Here is a 17,270-nt window from a genome sequence, read left to right as displayed (position 1 = left end):
ACGGTTTCTGTTAAACTCTTCAGTTCTTTTACCTTTTGACACTAAGGCATTTGCCAACACCGTGGCGGGAAACATTGAATTGACTATGAGCATCATTATAAAAAACGACAGTGAAATCGAAAAAATGCGCGTGGCGGGGCGGCTCGCCGCCGAAGTGTTGGAAATGCTCGAACCCTATGTCGTCCCTGGCGTCAGCACCAATGAGCTAGACCAAATTTGCCACGATTATATAGTCAATGTCCAGGACGCCATCCCTGCCCCACTGAATTATAAAGGCTTCCCCAAGTCGATTTGCACCTCCATCAACCAGACCGTTTGCCACGGCATACCGAACGATAAGAAACTGAAATCCGGCGACATAGTCAACATTGACATCACCGTGATCAAGGACAACTACCACGGCGACACCAGCAAAATGTTCTGTGTCGGGGAAGCCAGCCCCCATGCGAAACGGCTCGTCAAAATCACCCAAGAATCCATGTACCGTGGCATTGAACAAGTCAAACCCGGCGCACGGCTGGGCGACATTGGCCACGCCATCCAAAAACATGCCGAATCCAACCGTTATTCAGTCGTCCGGGAATTCTGCGGGCACGGCATCGGCAAAAAGTTCCACGAAGACCCGCAAGTCCTGCATTACGGCAAAACCGGCACTGGCGAAATACTGGACGCAGGCATGATCATCACCATCGAACCCATGATCAATCTCGGCAAACGCCATGTCAAAGTCCTCGCCGATGGCTGGACAGCGGTCACCAAAGACCATAGCCTGTCAGCACAATGGGAACATACCGTGCTGGTCACACCTACCGGTCATGAAATTTTGACCCTACGCCAAGAAGAACGGTGAGCCCATTGTACGCCGAACTCTTCAACGCCCCGGATTACCTGCATCAGTTCAAACTCTTGCTGAAACAAAAGGATGCGGAGCTCAAGGAAAAATTTGACCCGCAATGCTCGGTTTATCCGTTGATCAAGGAACGCTCCGATTTTATTGACAACTTGTTGGGCAGTGGCTGGGGGTATTTTTTGGGCAAGCTCGCCGCAAAACCAAGCTTGGTCGCCGTAGGCGGTTATGGCCGCCGGGAATTGTTCCCTTATTCGGATATTGATATTGTCGTGCTCCTGGATTCGGAGGACATCTCCCTATACCAGCAAGCCTTGGCAAATTTTTCCACATTCCTCTGGGACATTGGCCTAAAACCCGGGCAAAGCGTACGCACGGTTGCCGAATGCGTGGCCGAGGCCAAAAAAGACCAGACCATCATGACCAGCTTGACGGAAATCCGTTTGATTACCGGCTGCCCGACCCTGTTTGACGATTTGAAAGAACAGACCTCGCCCGACCATATCTGGCCGTCAGACTTATTTTTCCAGGCCAAAATGGCCGAACAGCAGCAACGTTACGCAAAAGCGCACAATACCGCTTATAACTTGGAACCCAACATCAAAGAAGGCCCTGGCGGTTTGCGTGACATGCAAGTCATCGCCTGGGTGTTCAAACGCCACTACCATTCCTCGACACTCAAGGAACTGATCAAATACGGCTTTATGCCGGAGTCGGAATATAACGAACTGATTGCCGCCCGCGAAGTGCTGTGGCGTATCCGTTATGCTTTGCACCTGTTGACACGGCGCGGTGAAGACCGCCTGATTTTTGACTACCAGCGTGACCTCGCCCAGCAATTTGGCTTTAGCGGCGATGACCAGCAATATAACCAAGACGTCGAACGCTTCATGCAGTTTTATTTCAAAACCGTACAAGGGCTGGAGCGCTTGAACGAAATGCTGTTGCAGCTCTTTAACGAGCGCTTTGTCTGTGGCGAAACTGGCTGTAGGCCTATCGACATCAGCGAGGATTTTGTCTCCATCAATGGCTACTTGGAAGCCGTTGACGAAGAGGCTTTCACCCGTAAGCCGCTATTGCTGCTCGAAATATTTTTAATCCTGCAAAAAAACACCGAAGTCTGCGGCATCCGCGCCACCACCATCCGCCTGATCCGCAAAAACCTCGATTTGATTGACGACGCTTTCCGCACCAATAAAGCCGCCAACCAACTGTTTATTGAGTTATTGCGGCAACCTCGCGGCATCACCACGCAACTCCGGCGCATGAACCGCTACGGTGTGCTGGCGGCTTATTTACCCAGTTTTGCCAACATCGTCGCCAGGATGCAGTACGATTTGTTCCACATCTACACGGTGGACGAACATACGCTGTTTGTCATCCGCAACTTGCGCCGTTTTTCAATTGAAGCACATTATAACGAGCTACCGTTTTGCCATAATGTCTTCCTGCAAATCCCCAAACCGGAATTGCTCTATCTTGCCGCCCTGTTCCATGACATCGCCAAAGGCCGCAATGGTGACCACTCGGCTATCGGCGAAGAAATTGCCCAGCAATTTTGCGTCCAACACGGGCTTTCTAGCCATGATTGCAAACTGATGTCCTGGCTGGTCCGCAACCACCTAATCATGTCGATGACCGCACAGCGCAAGGACATTAGTGATGCCGACGTCATCCATGAGTTTGCGCAAGTGGTCGGCAGCGTCGAATACTTGAATTACCTTTACTTGCTGACCGTAGCCGACATCCGCGCCACCAACCCGGAACTTTGGAATTCGTGGAAAGACGTGTTGCTAAAAGAGCTTTACAACAAAACCCATGGCGTCTTGCGCAAAGGCTTGCAAAATCCGGTGACACTGGCAGAACGCCTGCTGGAAAATAAAAATGAAGCCAAAGACGAGTTGCGGCAACTGGGGTTGTGTGAAAACACCATAGACGGCGTGTGGCGAAACTTAAGCGACGATTATTTTCTGCGTTACTCCGCCGATGAAATCGCCTGGCACACCCGCGCCATCGCCAACGCCACCGAAGACGACCTGCCGCTAGTGCTCCTGGAACCGCAAACCCAGCGCGGCAGCGCGGAAGTGTTTGTTTACACCCAAAACGCCGGCCCCATCTTTTCGCTTTGCACCGCCACACTGGACCAGCTGGGTCTGACCATATTGGACGCGCGCATCATGACCACGCTGAATGACTATATCCTCAACAGCTTTCAAGTGCTTGAACAATCCGGCCAACCCATCCACGACCATTACCGTGAAGAACATATCCGCACCGCCCTACAAAACAATTTACGCCAGCAACTTATTAAAAAACACAAAAACCTGCACCGCCAGTCACGGCAAGCAAAACATTTCCCTATCCCGACCAGCGTCCAATTCCTTGACGACCCGCTGGGCCGCCACACCATCATCGAACTGGTCACCACAGACCGCGCCGGCTTGCTTTCGCAAATCGGCCAAGCCTTCATCAACCAGCAAATCAGCCTGCATAGCGCGAAAATCACCACTATCGGCAGCCGCGCCGAAGATATGTTTTATGTGACCGACCAGCAAAACCAACCCATCACCGATGCCTTAAGGCAGCAGCAAATACACGACGAAATGCTGGCCATGTTGGATTTTGAACATTAAAAAACCACAAATGCCGCTGCCACGCCCTTACTAAATGCCAAACTGTAACCGTAATCCGATTGTAAGCAGTATCGGTAATATTTTACAATTCAAACGGGTATAATAAGTTTCACGGGTGGTTATGCCTTTGCTTTAGCGCTAAGGGCAACAACCGCCCTTACGTCAATCTATAAAAATAATATTTGGAGGATGGTATGTTTAAAATTCGTTTATTGGTTTCCGCACTCGCCTTAGCCAGTTCAATCTCAGTGGCTTCCGCATGGGAAACCCTACCGACAGAAGCGCCAGCACCTGCTGACAACCCCACCACGGCGGAAAAAGTCGCCCTAGGCCAAATGCTCTATCATGACCCGCGCCTATCTTCAACAGGGACAGTGTCCTGTTCATCTTGCCACAACACCATGCTAGGGGGCGAAGACAACCGCCCTAATTCAATGGGCGTTAACGGCCAAACTGGCGGACGTAGCGCTCCGACGGTCTGGAACGCCGCATTCAATAAAGTCCAATTTTGGGATGGCCGCGCCGCCAGCCTGGAAGAACAAGCCGCCGGCCCTGTCACCAACCCTATTGAAATGGGGATGAAAAGCTGGGATGACGTCGTTGCCCGCCTAAAAACCATCGAAGGCTATAACCAAGCCTTTGAACAAGTATTCGGTAAAGATTCCATCTCCAAGGAAAACGCCACCAAAGCCATTGCCGCTTATGAGCGCACCCTGATCACGCCCAACAGCGTTTACGACAAATACGTTGAGGGCAACAAAGCCCTGTTGACCGTACAACAAGTGCGCGGCATGGAAAAAATGGCCGAGCTCGGCTGCACAAGCTGCCACAGCGGCCCGGCTTTCAATGGCGGTGGCATGTTCCAAAAATTCCCCGTTATAGGCAATGACTATTTTGAAGCGCAATTCCACCTCAAAAAAGACAAGGGCTTGGCGGAAGTCACCAAAAACGAAGCCGATGAGCATTTGTTCAAAGTGCCGACGTTACGCAATATTGCCTTGACTGCGCCGTACTTCCATAACGGCTCTGTCAAAACGTTAGAACAAGCCGTCCTGGTGATGGGCAAAGTGCAGCTCGGCAAAGAACTGTCAAAAGAAGAAATTGCCGACATTGTCGCCTTCTTGAACGCCTTGACCGGTGAGTTCCCTAAACAAACCATGCCGACCCTCCCGGGCACCCCAGGCAAAACCTTCAATTAAGGCAACGTGGATAGCGACGTGCCCGGCACGCCGCTATCCACAAGTCAAAAACCGCCAGTAATTGAACAAAAGTTTTCAGGCAAAAGGTGGGCACTAAGCTTGCCCCCCCCCGTCCAGATCTTTAGGCGGCTGGAAACGTTGGCCTTGGCACTATCATCCCTTCAGATGCGCAGGCAGCATTCCCCGCCAATCCAAATAAGAAATCACTAATGGCCGGCTTCGCGGCCAGGCTGCCTATCGGCAATTGTAAGATGTGATAATGGGCCGGACCGGAATTTGGCATCGCTATCCAAACCCAATCCGACCCAAAATACTTTCGACGGCACCCAGCCAATATGGCCGGCTTCTGGGGACGACCGGAGGTTGAAGGCCACCGGACACCAGGCCCGGGACACCCTCAGCCCCAAAACTACACAGGCCTATGCTTCGTCCAATTCTTCGGCAAGCTTGGCATTTTTGCCATAATGCGGGGCAATGCTGACCAACAACGTGGCCAAGGTCGCAATATACGGCACGGCCTGGACGGAAAGGATGGATATCCACAACCTGCCGCTCAGGTTGTCAAAATGCTCCAACGAAGCCATCGCCAGTATGGCGACACCTAATAGCAGCAGCAAAATCACTTCTTGCCTGATGACCATCAACCCTGCGAACAACGGCCCTTGTTTTTCGTACTTGGGGGTACGCATGAACGGCTTGCCGGACGTGAGCAAACCTTGCCAAGTGCCCCTGGCGACCGTATGGGTCAGTGACAAGCCCGTCAAGGCCGCACCTAAGGATTGCCAGAACGAACACGGGACACGCGCCTGATATAACCACAACCCGCGCAAGACCTTAAATGTGAACAGGCCGATGGTCGGCAACAAGAAGGCGTTGATCGGCAATTCGCTATGGATAGGGTCGTAGACGATGATCGCGGTCAACAGCAAGCTGGTGACAGTGAACACCAAGGCCAGCGCGTCCGAAAACCAGGGCAACCAACCCGCGACAAAGTAATAGCGTTGTGCGGAAGTGAGCGGGGATTTCTTGGTCGGCAAGAAACTGCGCCAATGGGCTTTGATGATCTGCATCGCGCCATACACCCAACGGAAACGCTGGGTCATATAACCGGAGAAGGTGTCCGGCATCAGGCCGCGCCCGAACGAGTCTTTGACGTAGACAGAATCATAACCGGCTTCATACAGGCGCAGACCCAATTCGCTGTCCTCACAAATGCACCATTCCGACCATTTGCCAACTTCCAGCAACGCCGACTTGCGGATCATGGTCATCGTGCCATGTTGGATGATGGCGTTGTATTCGTTACGTTGCACCATGCCGATGTTGAAAAATCCGGCATATTCCCAATAGCAAATGTCTTTGAACGTGCTTTGGTGGCGGTCACGGTAATCTTGTGGCGATTGCACAAAACCGACATTCTCATTATCGAAATACGGCACCATGCAGTTCAGCCAATCCGGCGACAAAATATAATCGCTGTCGATGACGGCGATAATTTCCGCATCGGCCGCAGTTTGCTCCAACGCGTGGTTGATCGCGCCCGCCTTAAAGCCAGGCCAATTTTCCAAATGGAAGAACCGGAACATCGGCCCCAGCCGTTCACAGTCATCCCGCACCGGCTCCCACACGGCCGGGTCTTTGGTGTTGTTGTCCATCACCAGCACTTCCAGGTTGGGGTAATCGACTTTTGCCAAGGCTTCCAAAGTCTTGCGCACCATCAGCGGCGGCTCGTTGTGGATAGGCAAATGCAGGGAGACTTTCGGGTATTTAAATTCCGGTGACGGGGTTAACGGCTGGAAAGTGCGGGCGGTTTTGCGGTGCCAGATCACTTCGGCAATTTCCAGCGATTCGATCAGCAAAATAATCGCCGCCAGCACCTGCATCAAAATCAGCACCACCCAAAAAATAATGGTCAGCGGCGTTTGGTATTGTTGTGCGCCTATCGACAGCGACCAGAAAATGGTCGATACCGCCAAGTTGGTGATCAGGCCAAAGAACACCATGCCCGGCAATTTCATGCTCCGGCGGGTCAGCAGGAACAAGGCCATCAACGCCGCGCTCAGAATCGCCGCGCCTGTAGCCCAATTGCCCCAGCTTGGCAAAGTCAGGACATCGCCGTCCATCGGATATTTCGCTTGCCTATCGGCATTAAAAATCCCCCAGTACGCACCCGCCGAACCTTCGATGGATTGTTTCCAAGGTTGGTCAAAGGCCTCAACGATATAATAAGTGATGTGTTCCTGGTCCGCGCGGTTTAAAAATTCACGCAAGACCTTAGCTTGATTGGAGACTGAAGCGGTGGCGTGGCGGGCGGGTTGGCCATCAGAAGGCCAGCCTAGCTCAGTGATGATGACGGGTTTATTGGGATAGGCTTTTTGGACATCATGATAGCGGTCAAAAATATAATCCACCGCATCCTCGGCGGCAATGCCTTCCCAATACGGCAGGATATGCACGGCGATAAAATCAACTTCTGCGGCAAGTTTCGGGTGTTTCAACCATTCCGCCCAGGTTTCAGAGGTGCTGACAGGCCGCCAGTTGCGTTTTTTGACTTCGCGGATGTATTCAATCAGGGCATCCTCAGGAATATCGGCCCGCAACATGACCTCGTTGCCGACCATCACCCGGATAATTTTGGGGTTGTCCTGGCGGCTGACATTGATCAGCGTTTCCAATTCTTGACGGTTTTTTTCCAAATTCCCGTCTATCCATGCCCCCATGGTCACATTCAAATTATGTTTGGCGGCAATTTCTGGGATTTTGTGCTGGCCACGCAACATACTGTAAGTACGGATGGCGTGGACTTTGTTTTCCAGCAAGGCCAAATCTTTGTCGATGTCCTCCTCATTGACGAACTTATTGTCACGGGGGTCATCGGTTTTGCGGGTGGGGTCGTAAGTCAAGCCCATCGTGGTTTTCGTCCACGTTTGTAACTGCAAGGGGTTGTTGACAAAACTCCAAATGCTGAAATTAATCATAACCAGCAAGGTAAGAGCCAATACAGTAGCTATTTTTGTTTTCATCGAAGGATGCGGAAATGTTTGTTTGTTGGGGATTTCTGAAACTGGCGGCTATCAAGGCCTAAGTTTGCCACAAAAAGTTAAAAAACCTTTGCGTCCAGTATTTTACACGGGATGCAAAGCTAACAATAAATTATTTAAACCACCGTCAGGAACCTTTTGCGGTTATTAAAACCACGCCAACTAATCGCTTAATTAGTTGATTAGAAACAAATTTTTATTCTAAACTAGCCTGTCAAAAATGGCCTTAAGGGGGGTATCCCCCATTAAGGATTATCCATACCGCAAGCCAGAGGCCTGAATTGTTTAGGGTCACCGTATCTTACAGCAAGCCTAATTGCATCGGTTTGGCATTCGGGAACACGGCTTGCAGTTGTTTGGCGGACAGCCCGAATTGGGTTTGGAATAAGCCACCCAATATATTACGGTAATCATTCAATACCGGATAATCACGGTCTTGAAACAAGTTTTTTTGTTCGACATGAAGCTGCTCGCCCAGCACTCGCTTGCCTTTTATGCCGCCGCCCAACACCCAATACACCGTGCCATGCCCGTGATCCGTGCCACGATTGCCGTTTTCCCTAAATGTACGGCCAAATTCGGAAATGACCACGACCACGGTTTTTTGCCATACCGGCCCCATCGCATTGGCAAAAACTGACAGCCCGTTACCTAAGTTGCCCATTTTATTGGCAAGCTGCCCTTCCGCACCACCTTCGTTGAAATGGGTGTCCCATCCCCCGACATCAACAAAACCAATATTGAATTTTTCCCGCATAAGCGTCGCCATACGTTGCGCTTCGGCTTCAAAACCTTTGGACTGGATCGCCCCCCGGTTAGCTTGCACCATTTCCTGCGCCAAATCCTGGGAAACTTCCTCACGCAATTGCATGCCTTCCTGGACATATTCATTCAGGGCATGGCCACGATACATCTCGGCAATTATCGCCTCTTGCCTATCTGCAAACACGGGCTTGCCTGGTTTTTTAAGGGAGACGTTAGGAATCGCCGCATTGCCTTTGCAAATGATGGGCAGGTCATTCGTGAAAGCGACGCCATGGCTGCCTGATAAAACGCCGGCCAAGCGGTTAAGGAAACCGGAACGGTAATCCCTTGCACTTAAGGGTTGGCCGAATTCAATACTGTCTTGGGTTTCAAAATGGCTGCGTGACAAATCATCGGTTCCGGCGAAAGGGATGAACGCGGCTTGGCCTTTTTGGAACAAAGGCCAAAGGCTATTTTTTAATGACGGATGCAATCCCCAATTGGCATCAACTGGCAGTGCCGCATGGGGGTTGGCCGGATCGGGCTTGGCTATCGCAAGGGTTGGCCGTGACTGGTAATAAAAATCGCTGCCATGGGGAACCAAAATATTTGCGGCGTCATAGCCACCGCGTAAAAACACCAGTAAAAAGCGCGAGTCGCTAGCCGGTGCGGCAAAAAAACCGGAGCGGCAGGATAACAGTCCGGCGGCGGCCACCAGTGACTTTAAAAAAATACGACGTTCCATAAAAGCCTCCTAACGGTAAATGAATTCTGGCGATGACAGCAAAAAAGTATTCCACTCTGATCGGGACACTGTTTTTTTCAAGGCGCTTTTAGTTTGCTCCGACAAACCCGGCTCTATTGACTGGGTATACAGCGGGTTCACCAACACGGGGGCGGTTAAGCTTTTCGGGTCGACATCGCTGCCAATTAACTTGGCTTTCCCTCCACCAATATTTTTGGCTATCTCAAAGCGCTGGGTCAGTTGCTGGGGGCTGAGCCAGTCTTTTTCAGTCATTCCATAACCATCAGGCGTAGGATGGGCATAAAGGGGCTCGCCCAATTCGTTCAACCAATGTATCGCAGGCTGCATATTGGCGACCGCTTGCCCATCATAAGCAAAGCGCAAAGCCGAGACGACATAGTGCAAGGGATCTTTAGCCTTACGGCCTAACGAATCGGTAAACGCCTTGGAGCCAAACATCACCCGCAGCGTCGCCGAAATGTCACCCTCCGTTGCCAGAAAGGTTTTACTCATGTCCGCCACCAAATCCGCAGGCGGGACGTCCGCAACAAAATAAGTCGCCAACTTGGTGCTGATAAACCGTGCGGTGGATGGGTGGCGGACTAACATATCGACCACCTGCTCAACCTCGGCGAACCCGTCACCGGCAATTTTTTTGCCCAGAAAAACCTTGTCGCCGAAATCATGGCGGTTGGGGTTAAATTCAAAACCACCGTCATGCCGGTAGTATGAGGCATACTTTTTATTAAGGTTGGGTTGTTTATCAGACCAGTTGATGCCGACACCGGTCAGGATACGTGACAATTCCTGCACATCTTTCTGGGCATAACCGCCATCCACGCCCAAAGTGTGCAATTCCATCAGTTCACGGGCGTAGTTTTCATTAATCTTCTTGGCCGCATTTTGGGCATTATCCAGATAAACCAGCATCGCCGGATGGCGTAGGGTCGCCATCACCAAATCCCGGAATTTGCCGAGGACATACGGGCGGATGGCATGTTCTTCAAAGTCCGGGATCAGCATTTTAGCGCCCGGGCCTTTTTCCTTGGTCACATTGAAATGGTTAAACCAAAACCAAGTCAATTGCTCTTTTAATTGCGCGGGGGAATACATCGCCCGCAGCAACAGCCGCTGCATGGATTCTGTTAAATATTGGTTAAGCCCCTGGTTAAGGATTTTTTTCGGTTCTTGTTGCTGTTCGATAGGCAACTTACTGATTCTTTTGTGTTCTTCTTGAAAAGTAATAACCGACGTTTTCACGGGCTCCACCGATATACGCATCTGGGCGATAATTTCCATAACCCTGGCAGGCAGACGGTCATCAACCGTATTTTGCAGCTGCCGGTTCAAATAAGCCGCCCGGCCCTCAGCGGCGTAAGCGGCCAAGCTTGCGCTATCCACGCCGTAAGTCACGCGGTTAAGCCATTTGACATCTTCGCCCGTCAGCGGCGCAGCGGCGATATTTAGCGGCAGATAACACACTATCGCCATGTAAACTATTTTTGACAGCTTTATCATAAAGGCCTCATCAGATGGGTTTATCGCCATATCTTGTTTACAAGCCACACATTTTTTATTTATCAAACATCCACATTCCGCCAGTCAGCCGAAAAGACAACAATGGCCTACTGATAAAAAAAGTGCGTGCAACCCAAGTCAAGACGGAAAATATTTCTTAATTTTGTACCACAACGAACGTTCACTAATCTCCAACAATTGTGCGGCCTTAGCCTTATTGTCACCGGTACTGGCCAAAGCCTGTTGTATCAATTGTTTTTCCAGTTGCTCGACTTGCCGGTTCAGCCCCGCACAAGCAATGGGTTGGTCAACCCATAACGGTTGTGGCGGTGTGCTGTCTTCGAGCACATCACTAGGCAAATGTTCAATGCCAATCATTTTGCCCCCACTCAAGACAATCGCGCGCTCCATCATGTTTTCCAATTCCCGTACATTGCCAGGCCAACTGTAAGCGGTCAGGCAAGCTTCGGCATCCGCCTCGATGCCGTTAAAACTAAAACCAAAATCGCGGGCGTGTTTTTCCAGAAAAAAATGCGCCAACGGCAGTATATCTTCGCGCCGCTCACGTAGCGGGGGAAGCGCGATGGTGAACACATTCAGACGGTAAAACAAATCTTCACGCAGCTTATGGTCAACAATTGCCTGGCGCGGGTTGCGGTTGGACGCGGCGATCACCCGGACATCAACCGAAATGGTGCGGTTGCTGCCCAAGCGTTCCAGTGTACGTTCCTGCAACACCCGCAGTAGTTTGGCCTGTAAGTTGATGTCCATTTCGGTGATCTCATCCAGGAATAAAGTCCCCCCGTCCGCCAATTCAAATTTGCCGATGCGCTCCTTATTCGCACCGGTAAACGCACCCTTGCTATAACCAAACAATTCGCTTTCCAAAATCTCCGCCGGAATCGCCGCGCAATTGATGGAGACAAACAGGGCCTTAGCCCGTGATGACGCATTGTGTATGGCGCGGGCGACCAGCTCTTTGCCGGTGCCGGTTTCGCCTTGGATCAACACGCCGGTTTTCGTCGCGGCCACTTGCTCAATTTGCTTATAAACTTGTTGCATGGCCTGGCTGGTGCCGATAAACCCCCGCCAACCCTGATCGACTTGCTGCCGCAAATAACGGTTTTCACGTTGCACCTTACCTAACCTTAAGGCGCGTTGCACCGCCGCTTCTACGGCGTCCAGTTCAAATGGCCGGACGATATAATCGCTAGCACCGTATTTCATCGCATCCACCGCGCTTTCCACCGTGCCATAAGCCGTCACGACAATGACCGGAATATCGTTGTTTTTTTCACGCAATTGCCGCAACAAGCCGATACCGTCCAGATTTGGCATCCGCAAGTCAGTGATCACCAAGTCGGCGGTGCGCTCGGTGAGGATGTCAAAGGCTTCACGGCCATCCGCCGCCTGCAAGACGCAATAATCCATTTGTGTCAGCATGATTTCCAACACACGGCGCATTTTCGGTTCGTCATCGACGACCAGAATGGTTTGTTTGGGCATTAATTAAGGTTCCTGATGAATAATCGGTAAAACAACATGGAAACACGCGCCTCCCAAAGGGCTGTCGGTAACAAAAATTTTACCTTGATGCGCCAGCACAATTTGCTGGACGACGGTCAAACCCAAGCCGACACCTTCCTTACGCAAGGTAAAAAATGGCTCGAACACTTTGTTTTTGTTGATATCGCTGATACCAGCACCGTCATCGTTGACACAAATTTCCAAGGTGTGGGCATGGGCCGTTGTGCTCACTTCGACATGCCCGCCAAGATTAACGTGTTGTAGGGCGTTCAATAATAAATTTAAAAGCACTTGAATGATGTGATCTTTATCACAATCCAGAAATGAATTTTTGGCATTCAGTCCGGTAATAATCCGCACCCGCCGGGCTTCCGCGTGGCTTTGCACCAATTCCAGCGTATGGCCGATAATGCCATGAAGGTCATGCCGGGTGAATTGCGGGGGCCGGGGCTTGGCGCATTCCAGCATGGTCGTCACCAATCCGTTCAGGCGTTGGGTTTCGCTTAAAATGAACCCGGCCACTTCCTGCCCAATGTCACTGAGGCCAGGCTCACGTTGCAAGATTTGCGCGGAAGAGCGCAAAATGCCGAGCGGCGTCCTGACTTCATGCGCCATGCTCGCCGCCATTTCGCCAATCACCGCGAGTTTGGCAACCCGCACCAAATCTTGCCGCGATTGCTCCAAGTGGTCGATCATCAACGAAAACTGGGTGCTTAACTCGGTGATTTCCCGGCTGGATTTGACCAATGGCGGGGTCACTGGCTTGCCCTGCATAAAGTCACGGGTAAATTGCGCCAACTGCACAATAGGCCGGGCGATTTTCGCCGACATCCAAAACGACACGATAATCCCCAGCAACACCGTCAAACTTAAAAACACCAGTATCGCCGCCCATAAATTCCACACAGGGGCCAGCGCATTTTTGCTGGGTTGCAAAATCAACACGCGCCAGCCAAAGCCATTAAACGAGCGGTAACCTTGTGCGTTGGCGTAACCGACCAGCACTTCTTCATCGTTAAGGAAGCCAGCGGTGGTGGTCAGCGAACCGGTGCTCCCAGTCATTTGCAGTAAAAGCTCCGGCAAATGGGCAAATTGTACAGGCCGGCCACGAAGGATGGAGGACGTGGCGATAATCTTGCCCGCGCCATCAATCAGCAAGGCATACGAGGGTGAGTCCTTAGGGCTAAAGGGCAACGGCGCATCCAATAGGCGGGACATCTCCCGCCAATCAAAGCTGGCGTACAAGCGCCCCAAATCACCCGAACCGAACGCATCGGGGATAGGAATCGAGAAATACAATTGTTCCTGCCGGGTATCGAGATAATCCAACGAATGGGTATGGTCTTTATGGGTGACGCTCAACCACGGCTCCGTATGCGGATAACGCTGGCCTATGCGCTTTTTGTCATTCGCCGAGACAATCTCATCTTGCTGGTTGACAACAAAAATTTGTTCATAAATGCCGCCATAGCCGCTGTGCAATTCGTTAAGGACATGCGCCAGGCGTTTGTCGACATCGCCGACACGGATTTCCTGCATGACTTCCAATTGGCTCCACATGGCCATATTTTCAAAACGCTCAAACAATGTGGTGTCAATTTGCTGCATAATAGTGGTGGCTTGGGACTGGAGCTTGTTGTCAATTTCCAGCCGTAAAATTTCCCGAAGGTGCACGAAAATCATTGCGGTGATCAATAATGCCGATGCTAGACTGATGAGCAAATAAGACATCAACAAGGTATAGCGGATTGTCATTCGTAGTCTCTATTAAGTTAACGCAAAAGCAATATGGTCAAGTTTTTACATCCGGGCATCACATTGTTGCTGCTGATGCTGTGGCAAAGCACATGGCATGCCAGCTGGGCGGACACCAGTATACCGCCATCGTACCACTGGGGACGCGGAATAAGCTGGCCGGATGCCGACTTCAACCTGGGCGGCTATGTCAATGTCTCGTACCAACATCCTGAAAAACCAGCCAATCAACTCAAACTGGATGAGCTAAGCCTGTTCTTGACGTGGTCACCCCATCACCGCATCCGTTTTTTTTCCGAAATCGAAGTGGATGATTGGCTGTCCACCCGGCAATCCGACAGCTTCAGCCACGCCTTAAGGGCGGAGCGTTTGTATGTCGACCTTTTAGCATCGGAAACAACGACGGTGCGGCTGGGCAAATTCCTGACCCCCATAGGCCGCTGGAACATCATCCATGCCGCGCCGTTAATCTGGACAACCACCCGCCCCCTGGTCACCGACGAAACGTTATTTAGCCCCCATCTAAATGGCATTATGCTAACCCAACGCTTCCAGCTCAACGAGCATAATCTGGATGTGTCCATTTATTCTGACCATTCGGCCAGGCTTGATATTTTCGATAGCAGCACCACTGGCTTTGGTTCCGCTTTCGGCGGGCGTGTCAATTTTGAACTGTCAGAAACTAGCCAGATCGGCCTGTCTTTTATTGATTTCAATACGGAAGTGTCGCCTAACGCGGACCGGAATGATTTGCTGGGGGTGGATTTTCTGTGGAAAAAGGATAGTTACGAAGTTTCGGCAGAGGCGATTTACCGCCATGCCAGCGATAGCCAAGGGCAGGAGCAGGGATTTTACTTACAAGGCATCGCGCCATTAGCAGGGCATGTTTTTGCAATTGGCCGCTATGAATATCTGAATGGCACCCATCACTTCATCACCACGGACACCCATGTCGGTGTCGCAGGTTTGGCCTGGAGACCCTTTGTGCCGCTAGTGTTCAAGGTCGAATACCGCTTTGGCGCACAAAACGAGCCTATAGCGCCTAGCGGTTTTTTTACTTCCATCTCCATGTTCTTTTAATCATGATGAACATGCGGACATTAGTTTTATGGGCACTGATGGCATGCCCGCCAGCCTATGCGGATGATATTTTGGTCATCACCGGAACGGGCACGCCATTCACCAACGCCACCAGCAAACGCTTGGAAAACATCTTTTTGCGTAAGACCCTGTTGAATGAAGACGGCATCCGTTGGATCCCCCTGAACCTAAATCCAGACAACCCCATCCGGCAGGCGTTTTCAGACACCCTATTCCACCGCCACATAGACGCATTGGAATCTTACTGGAACGAACAGTACTTTCAGGGCATCACCCCGCCGTATGTGGTCGCCTCCGTAGAAGCCATGCTGCGTTTTGTCACGGGCACACGTGGCGCCATCGGCTATATCTTGCCCTGCCATTTGGATGAGAGGGTGCAGGTGGTTTTTAAACTGCCCACCCCATACACACTAAAACCCTATTGCCAAAAACCGGCCCAATAAAAAGGCTTCACCCTGCAATAACTGTAATCCCCCAAAAAATTCACCTGCAAAATTTGTAGCGTCAGCCGCCAAAGTATTTTTAACACCAAAATATTTTATTTTTTTCTATATAAAACAAATTGTTATTACACAAATATCGGATGGCACGGTTAGTGCTTTTAATAAAATTAGCGGGGACTGACCCGCCTGCAACACACCCCATCCCAAAATAATTGGAGCAATAACAATGAGCAACAAAACTAACTTATTAGACGACAGCAACGATGGCACTGACAACTATCACGGTGGCATAGGCGATGACGACCACACTGGCGGCCTAGGCAATGACCATATTGATGGTGGCGAAGGCAACGACCACCTCAATGGCGGCGAAGGCAATGATGACCTGGTCGGCGGCTTGGGCAACGACCATCTTGATGGCGGCAATGGCGATGACCGCCTCAATGGTGGTGAAGGCAATGATGGCCTGGTTGGCGGCTTGGGCATCGACCATCTTGATGGCGGCAATGGCGACGACCGCCTCAATGGCGGTGAAGGCAATGATGACTTGGTCGGCGGCTTGGGTAAGGATATTATCTACGGCGGCAATGGCGACGATTCGATCAATGGCGGCCAAGATAATGACAGCCTGTTTGGCGGCTTTGGGATTGATAATCTCCATGGCGGCATTGGCGATGATGTCATTGGAGGCGGCGACAGCAATGACACCCTGTCCGGCGACGCAGGCATTGACAAACTCTATGGCGGTTCTGGCGACGATACCTTAGTTGGCGGTGACAACAATGACACCCTGTCCGGCGATGCAGGCATTGACAAACTCTATGGCGGTTCTGGCGACGATGCATTGTTTGGCGGTGACAACAATGACACCCTGTCCGGCGATGCCGGCATTGACAAGCTCTATGGCGGCATTGGCGATGATGCCTTAGTTGGCGGTGACAACAATGACACCCTGTCCGGCGACGCAGGCACAGACAGGCTCTATGGCGGCACTGGCGATGATGCCTTGCTCGGCGGTTTAGGCAATGACACCTTATTCGGCGAGGCGGGTGCTGACAGGCTCTATGCTGGCGTTGGTGACGACACGCTCTTTGGCGGTGACAGCAATGACACGCTATTTGGTGAGGCCGGGGCGGACAAACTTTTTGGCGGAGCCGGCAACGATGCCATTTTCGGTGGTGACGACAATGACATCTTGGCGGGCAGCTTAGGTGACGATATCCTGCAAGGCGGCAACGGCAATGACCTGTTGATAAGCGATTCCGGCCATGACCAGCTGGCCGGAGGGGCTGGGTCGGACACCTTCAAATTTGCCAATGAGGCCGTTTACCTTGAAGACATCATCAAGGACTTCATTCATGGCCAGGATAAAATTGACTTGTCGGCGATAGACTCCCATACATCGACACCCGGTATTAACGAAGCCTTTAATTTTATTGGCGGCCAAGCATTTAGCAACACCAACGCTACGGGACAATTGCATTTTGACGCCGTCACCCATGTCTTGTCAGGCAGTACGGATGCCGATGCCCAAGCTGAGTTTTCTATCCAGCTGACGGGTGTTAGCAACCTTTCCGCCACCGATATTATTTTGTAATCTTAACAAAAGCCCTAAAGGCGATGCCTGTCACCTTTAGGGTTAACCGCTTAAAGACCACCAAAAATTTATTTCTACATAAACACAACCCTGCAATATTTGTTAAATATAATCTAACAA

Annotated in this window: 11 protein-coding genes; 6 read left to right on the top strand and 5 right to left on the bottom strand. The window is 51.2% G+C overall.

The annotated features are described in order from the left end of the window. Positions 1 to 85 precede the first annotated feature (85 nt). From map to METMI_RS0108900, 3 genes are all read left to right on the top strand, one after another. Positions 86 to 850 (top strand): type I methionyl aminopeptidase, encoded by a 765-nt coding sequence (gene map / locus METMI_RS0108910; protein ID WP_019865932.1) that lies wholly within the window; start codon positions 86 to 88, stop codon positions 848 to 850. Then, positions 847 to 3,480 (top strand): [protein-PII] uridylyltransferase, encoded by a 2,634-nt coding sequence (gene glnD / locus METMI_RS0108905; protein ID WP_019865931.1) that lies wholly within the window; start codon positions 847 to 849, stop codon positions 3,478 to 3,480. The genes map and glnD overlap by 4 nt, the downstream gene beginning before the upstream one ends. Positions 3,481 to 3,674: 194 nt before the next feature. Further along, entirely contained in the window at positions 3,675 to 4,679 is a 1,005-nt protein-coding gene (locus METMI_RS0108900) for a cytochrome-c peroxidase (RefSeq protein ID WP_019865930.1), read from the top strand. 419 nt (positions 4,680 to 5,098) lie between these two features. On the opposite strand, the gene METMI_RS0108890 is transcribed toward METMI_RS0108900, so the two are convergent. The 5 genes from METMI_RS0108890 to METMI_RS0108870 all read right to left on the bottom strand — a co-directional run bounded on the left by METMI_RS0108890 (position 5,099) and on the right by METMI_RS0108870 (position 14,009). Beyond that, entirely contained in the window at positions 5,099 to 7,702 is a 2,604-nt protein-coding gene (locus tag METMI_RS0108890; RefSeq protein ID WP_029151574.1) for a glycosyltransferase, read from the bottom strand. 319 nt (positions 7,703 to 8,021) lie between these two features. Then, a complete protein-coding gene (locus tag METMI_RS0108885; protein ID WP_019865927.1) occupies positions 8,022 to 9,209 on the bottom strand; it encodes a DUF1501 domain-containing protein in 1,188 nt (395 codons plus the stop codon). Positions 9,210 to 9,218: 9 nt separating this feature from the next. Next, positions 9,219 to 10,727, bottom strand: a complete 1,509-nt coding sequence (locus METMI_RS23550; RefSeq protein ID WP_019865926.1) for a DUF1800 domain-containing protein — start codon at positions 10,725 to 10,727, stop codon at positions 9,219 to 9,221. 138 nt (positions 10,728 to 10,865) lie between these two features. Further along, entirely contained in the window at positions 10,866 to 12,233 is a 1,368-nt protein-coding gene (locus METMI_RS0108875; protein WP_019865925.1) for a sigma-54-dependent transcriptional regulator, read from the bottom strand. A 3-nt stretch (positions 12,234 to 12,236) separates the two neighbouring features. Then, the gene (locus METMI_RS0108870) at positions 12,237 to 14,009 is read right to left on the bottom strand and encodes a sensor histidine kinase (protein WP_019865924.1); all 1,773 of its coding nucleotides are present in this window, start codon (positions 14,007 to 14,009) and stop codon (positions 12,237 to 12,239) included. Positions 14,010 to 14,042: 33 nt separating this feature from the next. Between METMI_RS0108870 and METMI_RS23545 the strand changes: the two genes are divergently transcribed. The 3 genes from METMI_RS23545 (at position 14,043) to METMI_RS0108855 (ending at position 17,150) form a co-directional block, all read left to right on the top strand. Then, positions 14,043 to 15,089, top strand: coding sequence for a hypothetical protein (locus tag METMI_RS23545; RefSeq protein ID WP_019865923.1), 1,047 nt, complete (start codon positions 14,043 to 14,045; stop codon positions 15,087 to 15,089). Between the two features lie 11 nt (positions 15,090 to 15,100). Then, positions 15,101 to 15,553, top strand: a complete 453-nt coding sequence (locus METMI_RS23540) for a hypothetical protein (RefSeq protein ID WP_156829804.1) — start codon at positions 15,101 to 15,103, stop codon at positions 15,551 to 15,553. A gap of 226 nt (positions 15,554 to 15,779) precedes the next feature. After that, positions 15,780 to 17,150, top strand: coding sequence for a calcium-binding protein (locus tag METMI_RS0108855; protein WP_019865921.1), 1,371 nt, complete (start codon positions 15,780 to 15,782; stop codon positions 17,148 to 17,150). The last annotated feature ends 120 nt before the right edge of the window (positions 17,151 to 17,270 follow it).

It is taken from the genome of Methylovulum miyakonense HT12, from assembly GCF_000384075.1.
Classification (GTDB): domain Bacteria; phylum Pseudomonadota; class Gammaproteobacteria; order Methylococcales; family Methylomonadaceae; genus Methylovulum; species Methylovulum miyakonense.
This window is presented reverse-complemented; position numbering and strand designations above follow the sequence as displayed.

Coding starts and splice junctions, on each gene's coding strand:
- map (WP_019865932.1), top strand. CDS start 86: ATGAGCATCATTATAAAAAACGACAGTGAAATCGAAAAAATGCGCGTG.
- METMI_RS0108900 (WP_019865930.1), top strand. CDS start 3,675: ATGTTTAAAATTCGTTTATTGGTTTCCGCACTCGCCTTAGCCAGTTCA.
- METMI_RS0108890 (WP_029151574.1), bottom strand. CDS start 7,702: ATGAAAACAAAAATAGCTACTGTATTGGCTCTTACCTTGCTGGTTATG.
- METMI_RS0108885 (WP_019865927.1), bottom strand. CDS start 9,209: ATGGAACGTCGTATTTTTTTAAAGTCACTGGTGGCCGCCGCCGGACTG.
- METMI_RS23550 (WP_019865926.1), bottom strand. CDS start 10,727: ATGATAAAGCTGTCAAAAATAGTTTACATGGCGATAGTGTGTTATCTG.
- METMI_RS0108875 (WP_019865925.1), bottom strand. CDS start 12,233: ATGCCCAAACAAACCATTCTGGTCGTCGATGACGAACCGAAAATGCGC.
- METMI_RS0108870 (WP_019865924.1), bottom strand. CDS start 14,009: ATGACAATCCGCTATACCTTGTTGATGTCTTATTTGCTCATCAGTCTA.
- METMI_RS23545 (WP_019865923.1), top strand. CDS start 14,043: ATGGTCAAGTTTTTACATCCGGGCATCACATTGTTGCTGCTGATGCTG.
- METMI_RS23540 (WP_156829804.1), top strand. CDS start 15,101: ATGCGGACATTAGTTTTATGGGCACTGATGGCATGCCCGCCAGCCTAT.
- METMI_RS0108855 (WP_019865921.1), top strand. CDS start 15,780: ATGAGCAACAAAACTAACTTATTAGACGACAGCAACGATGGCACTGAC.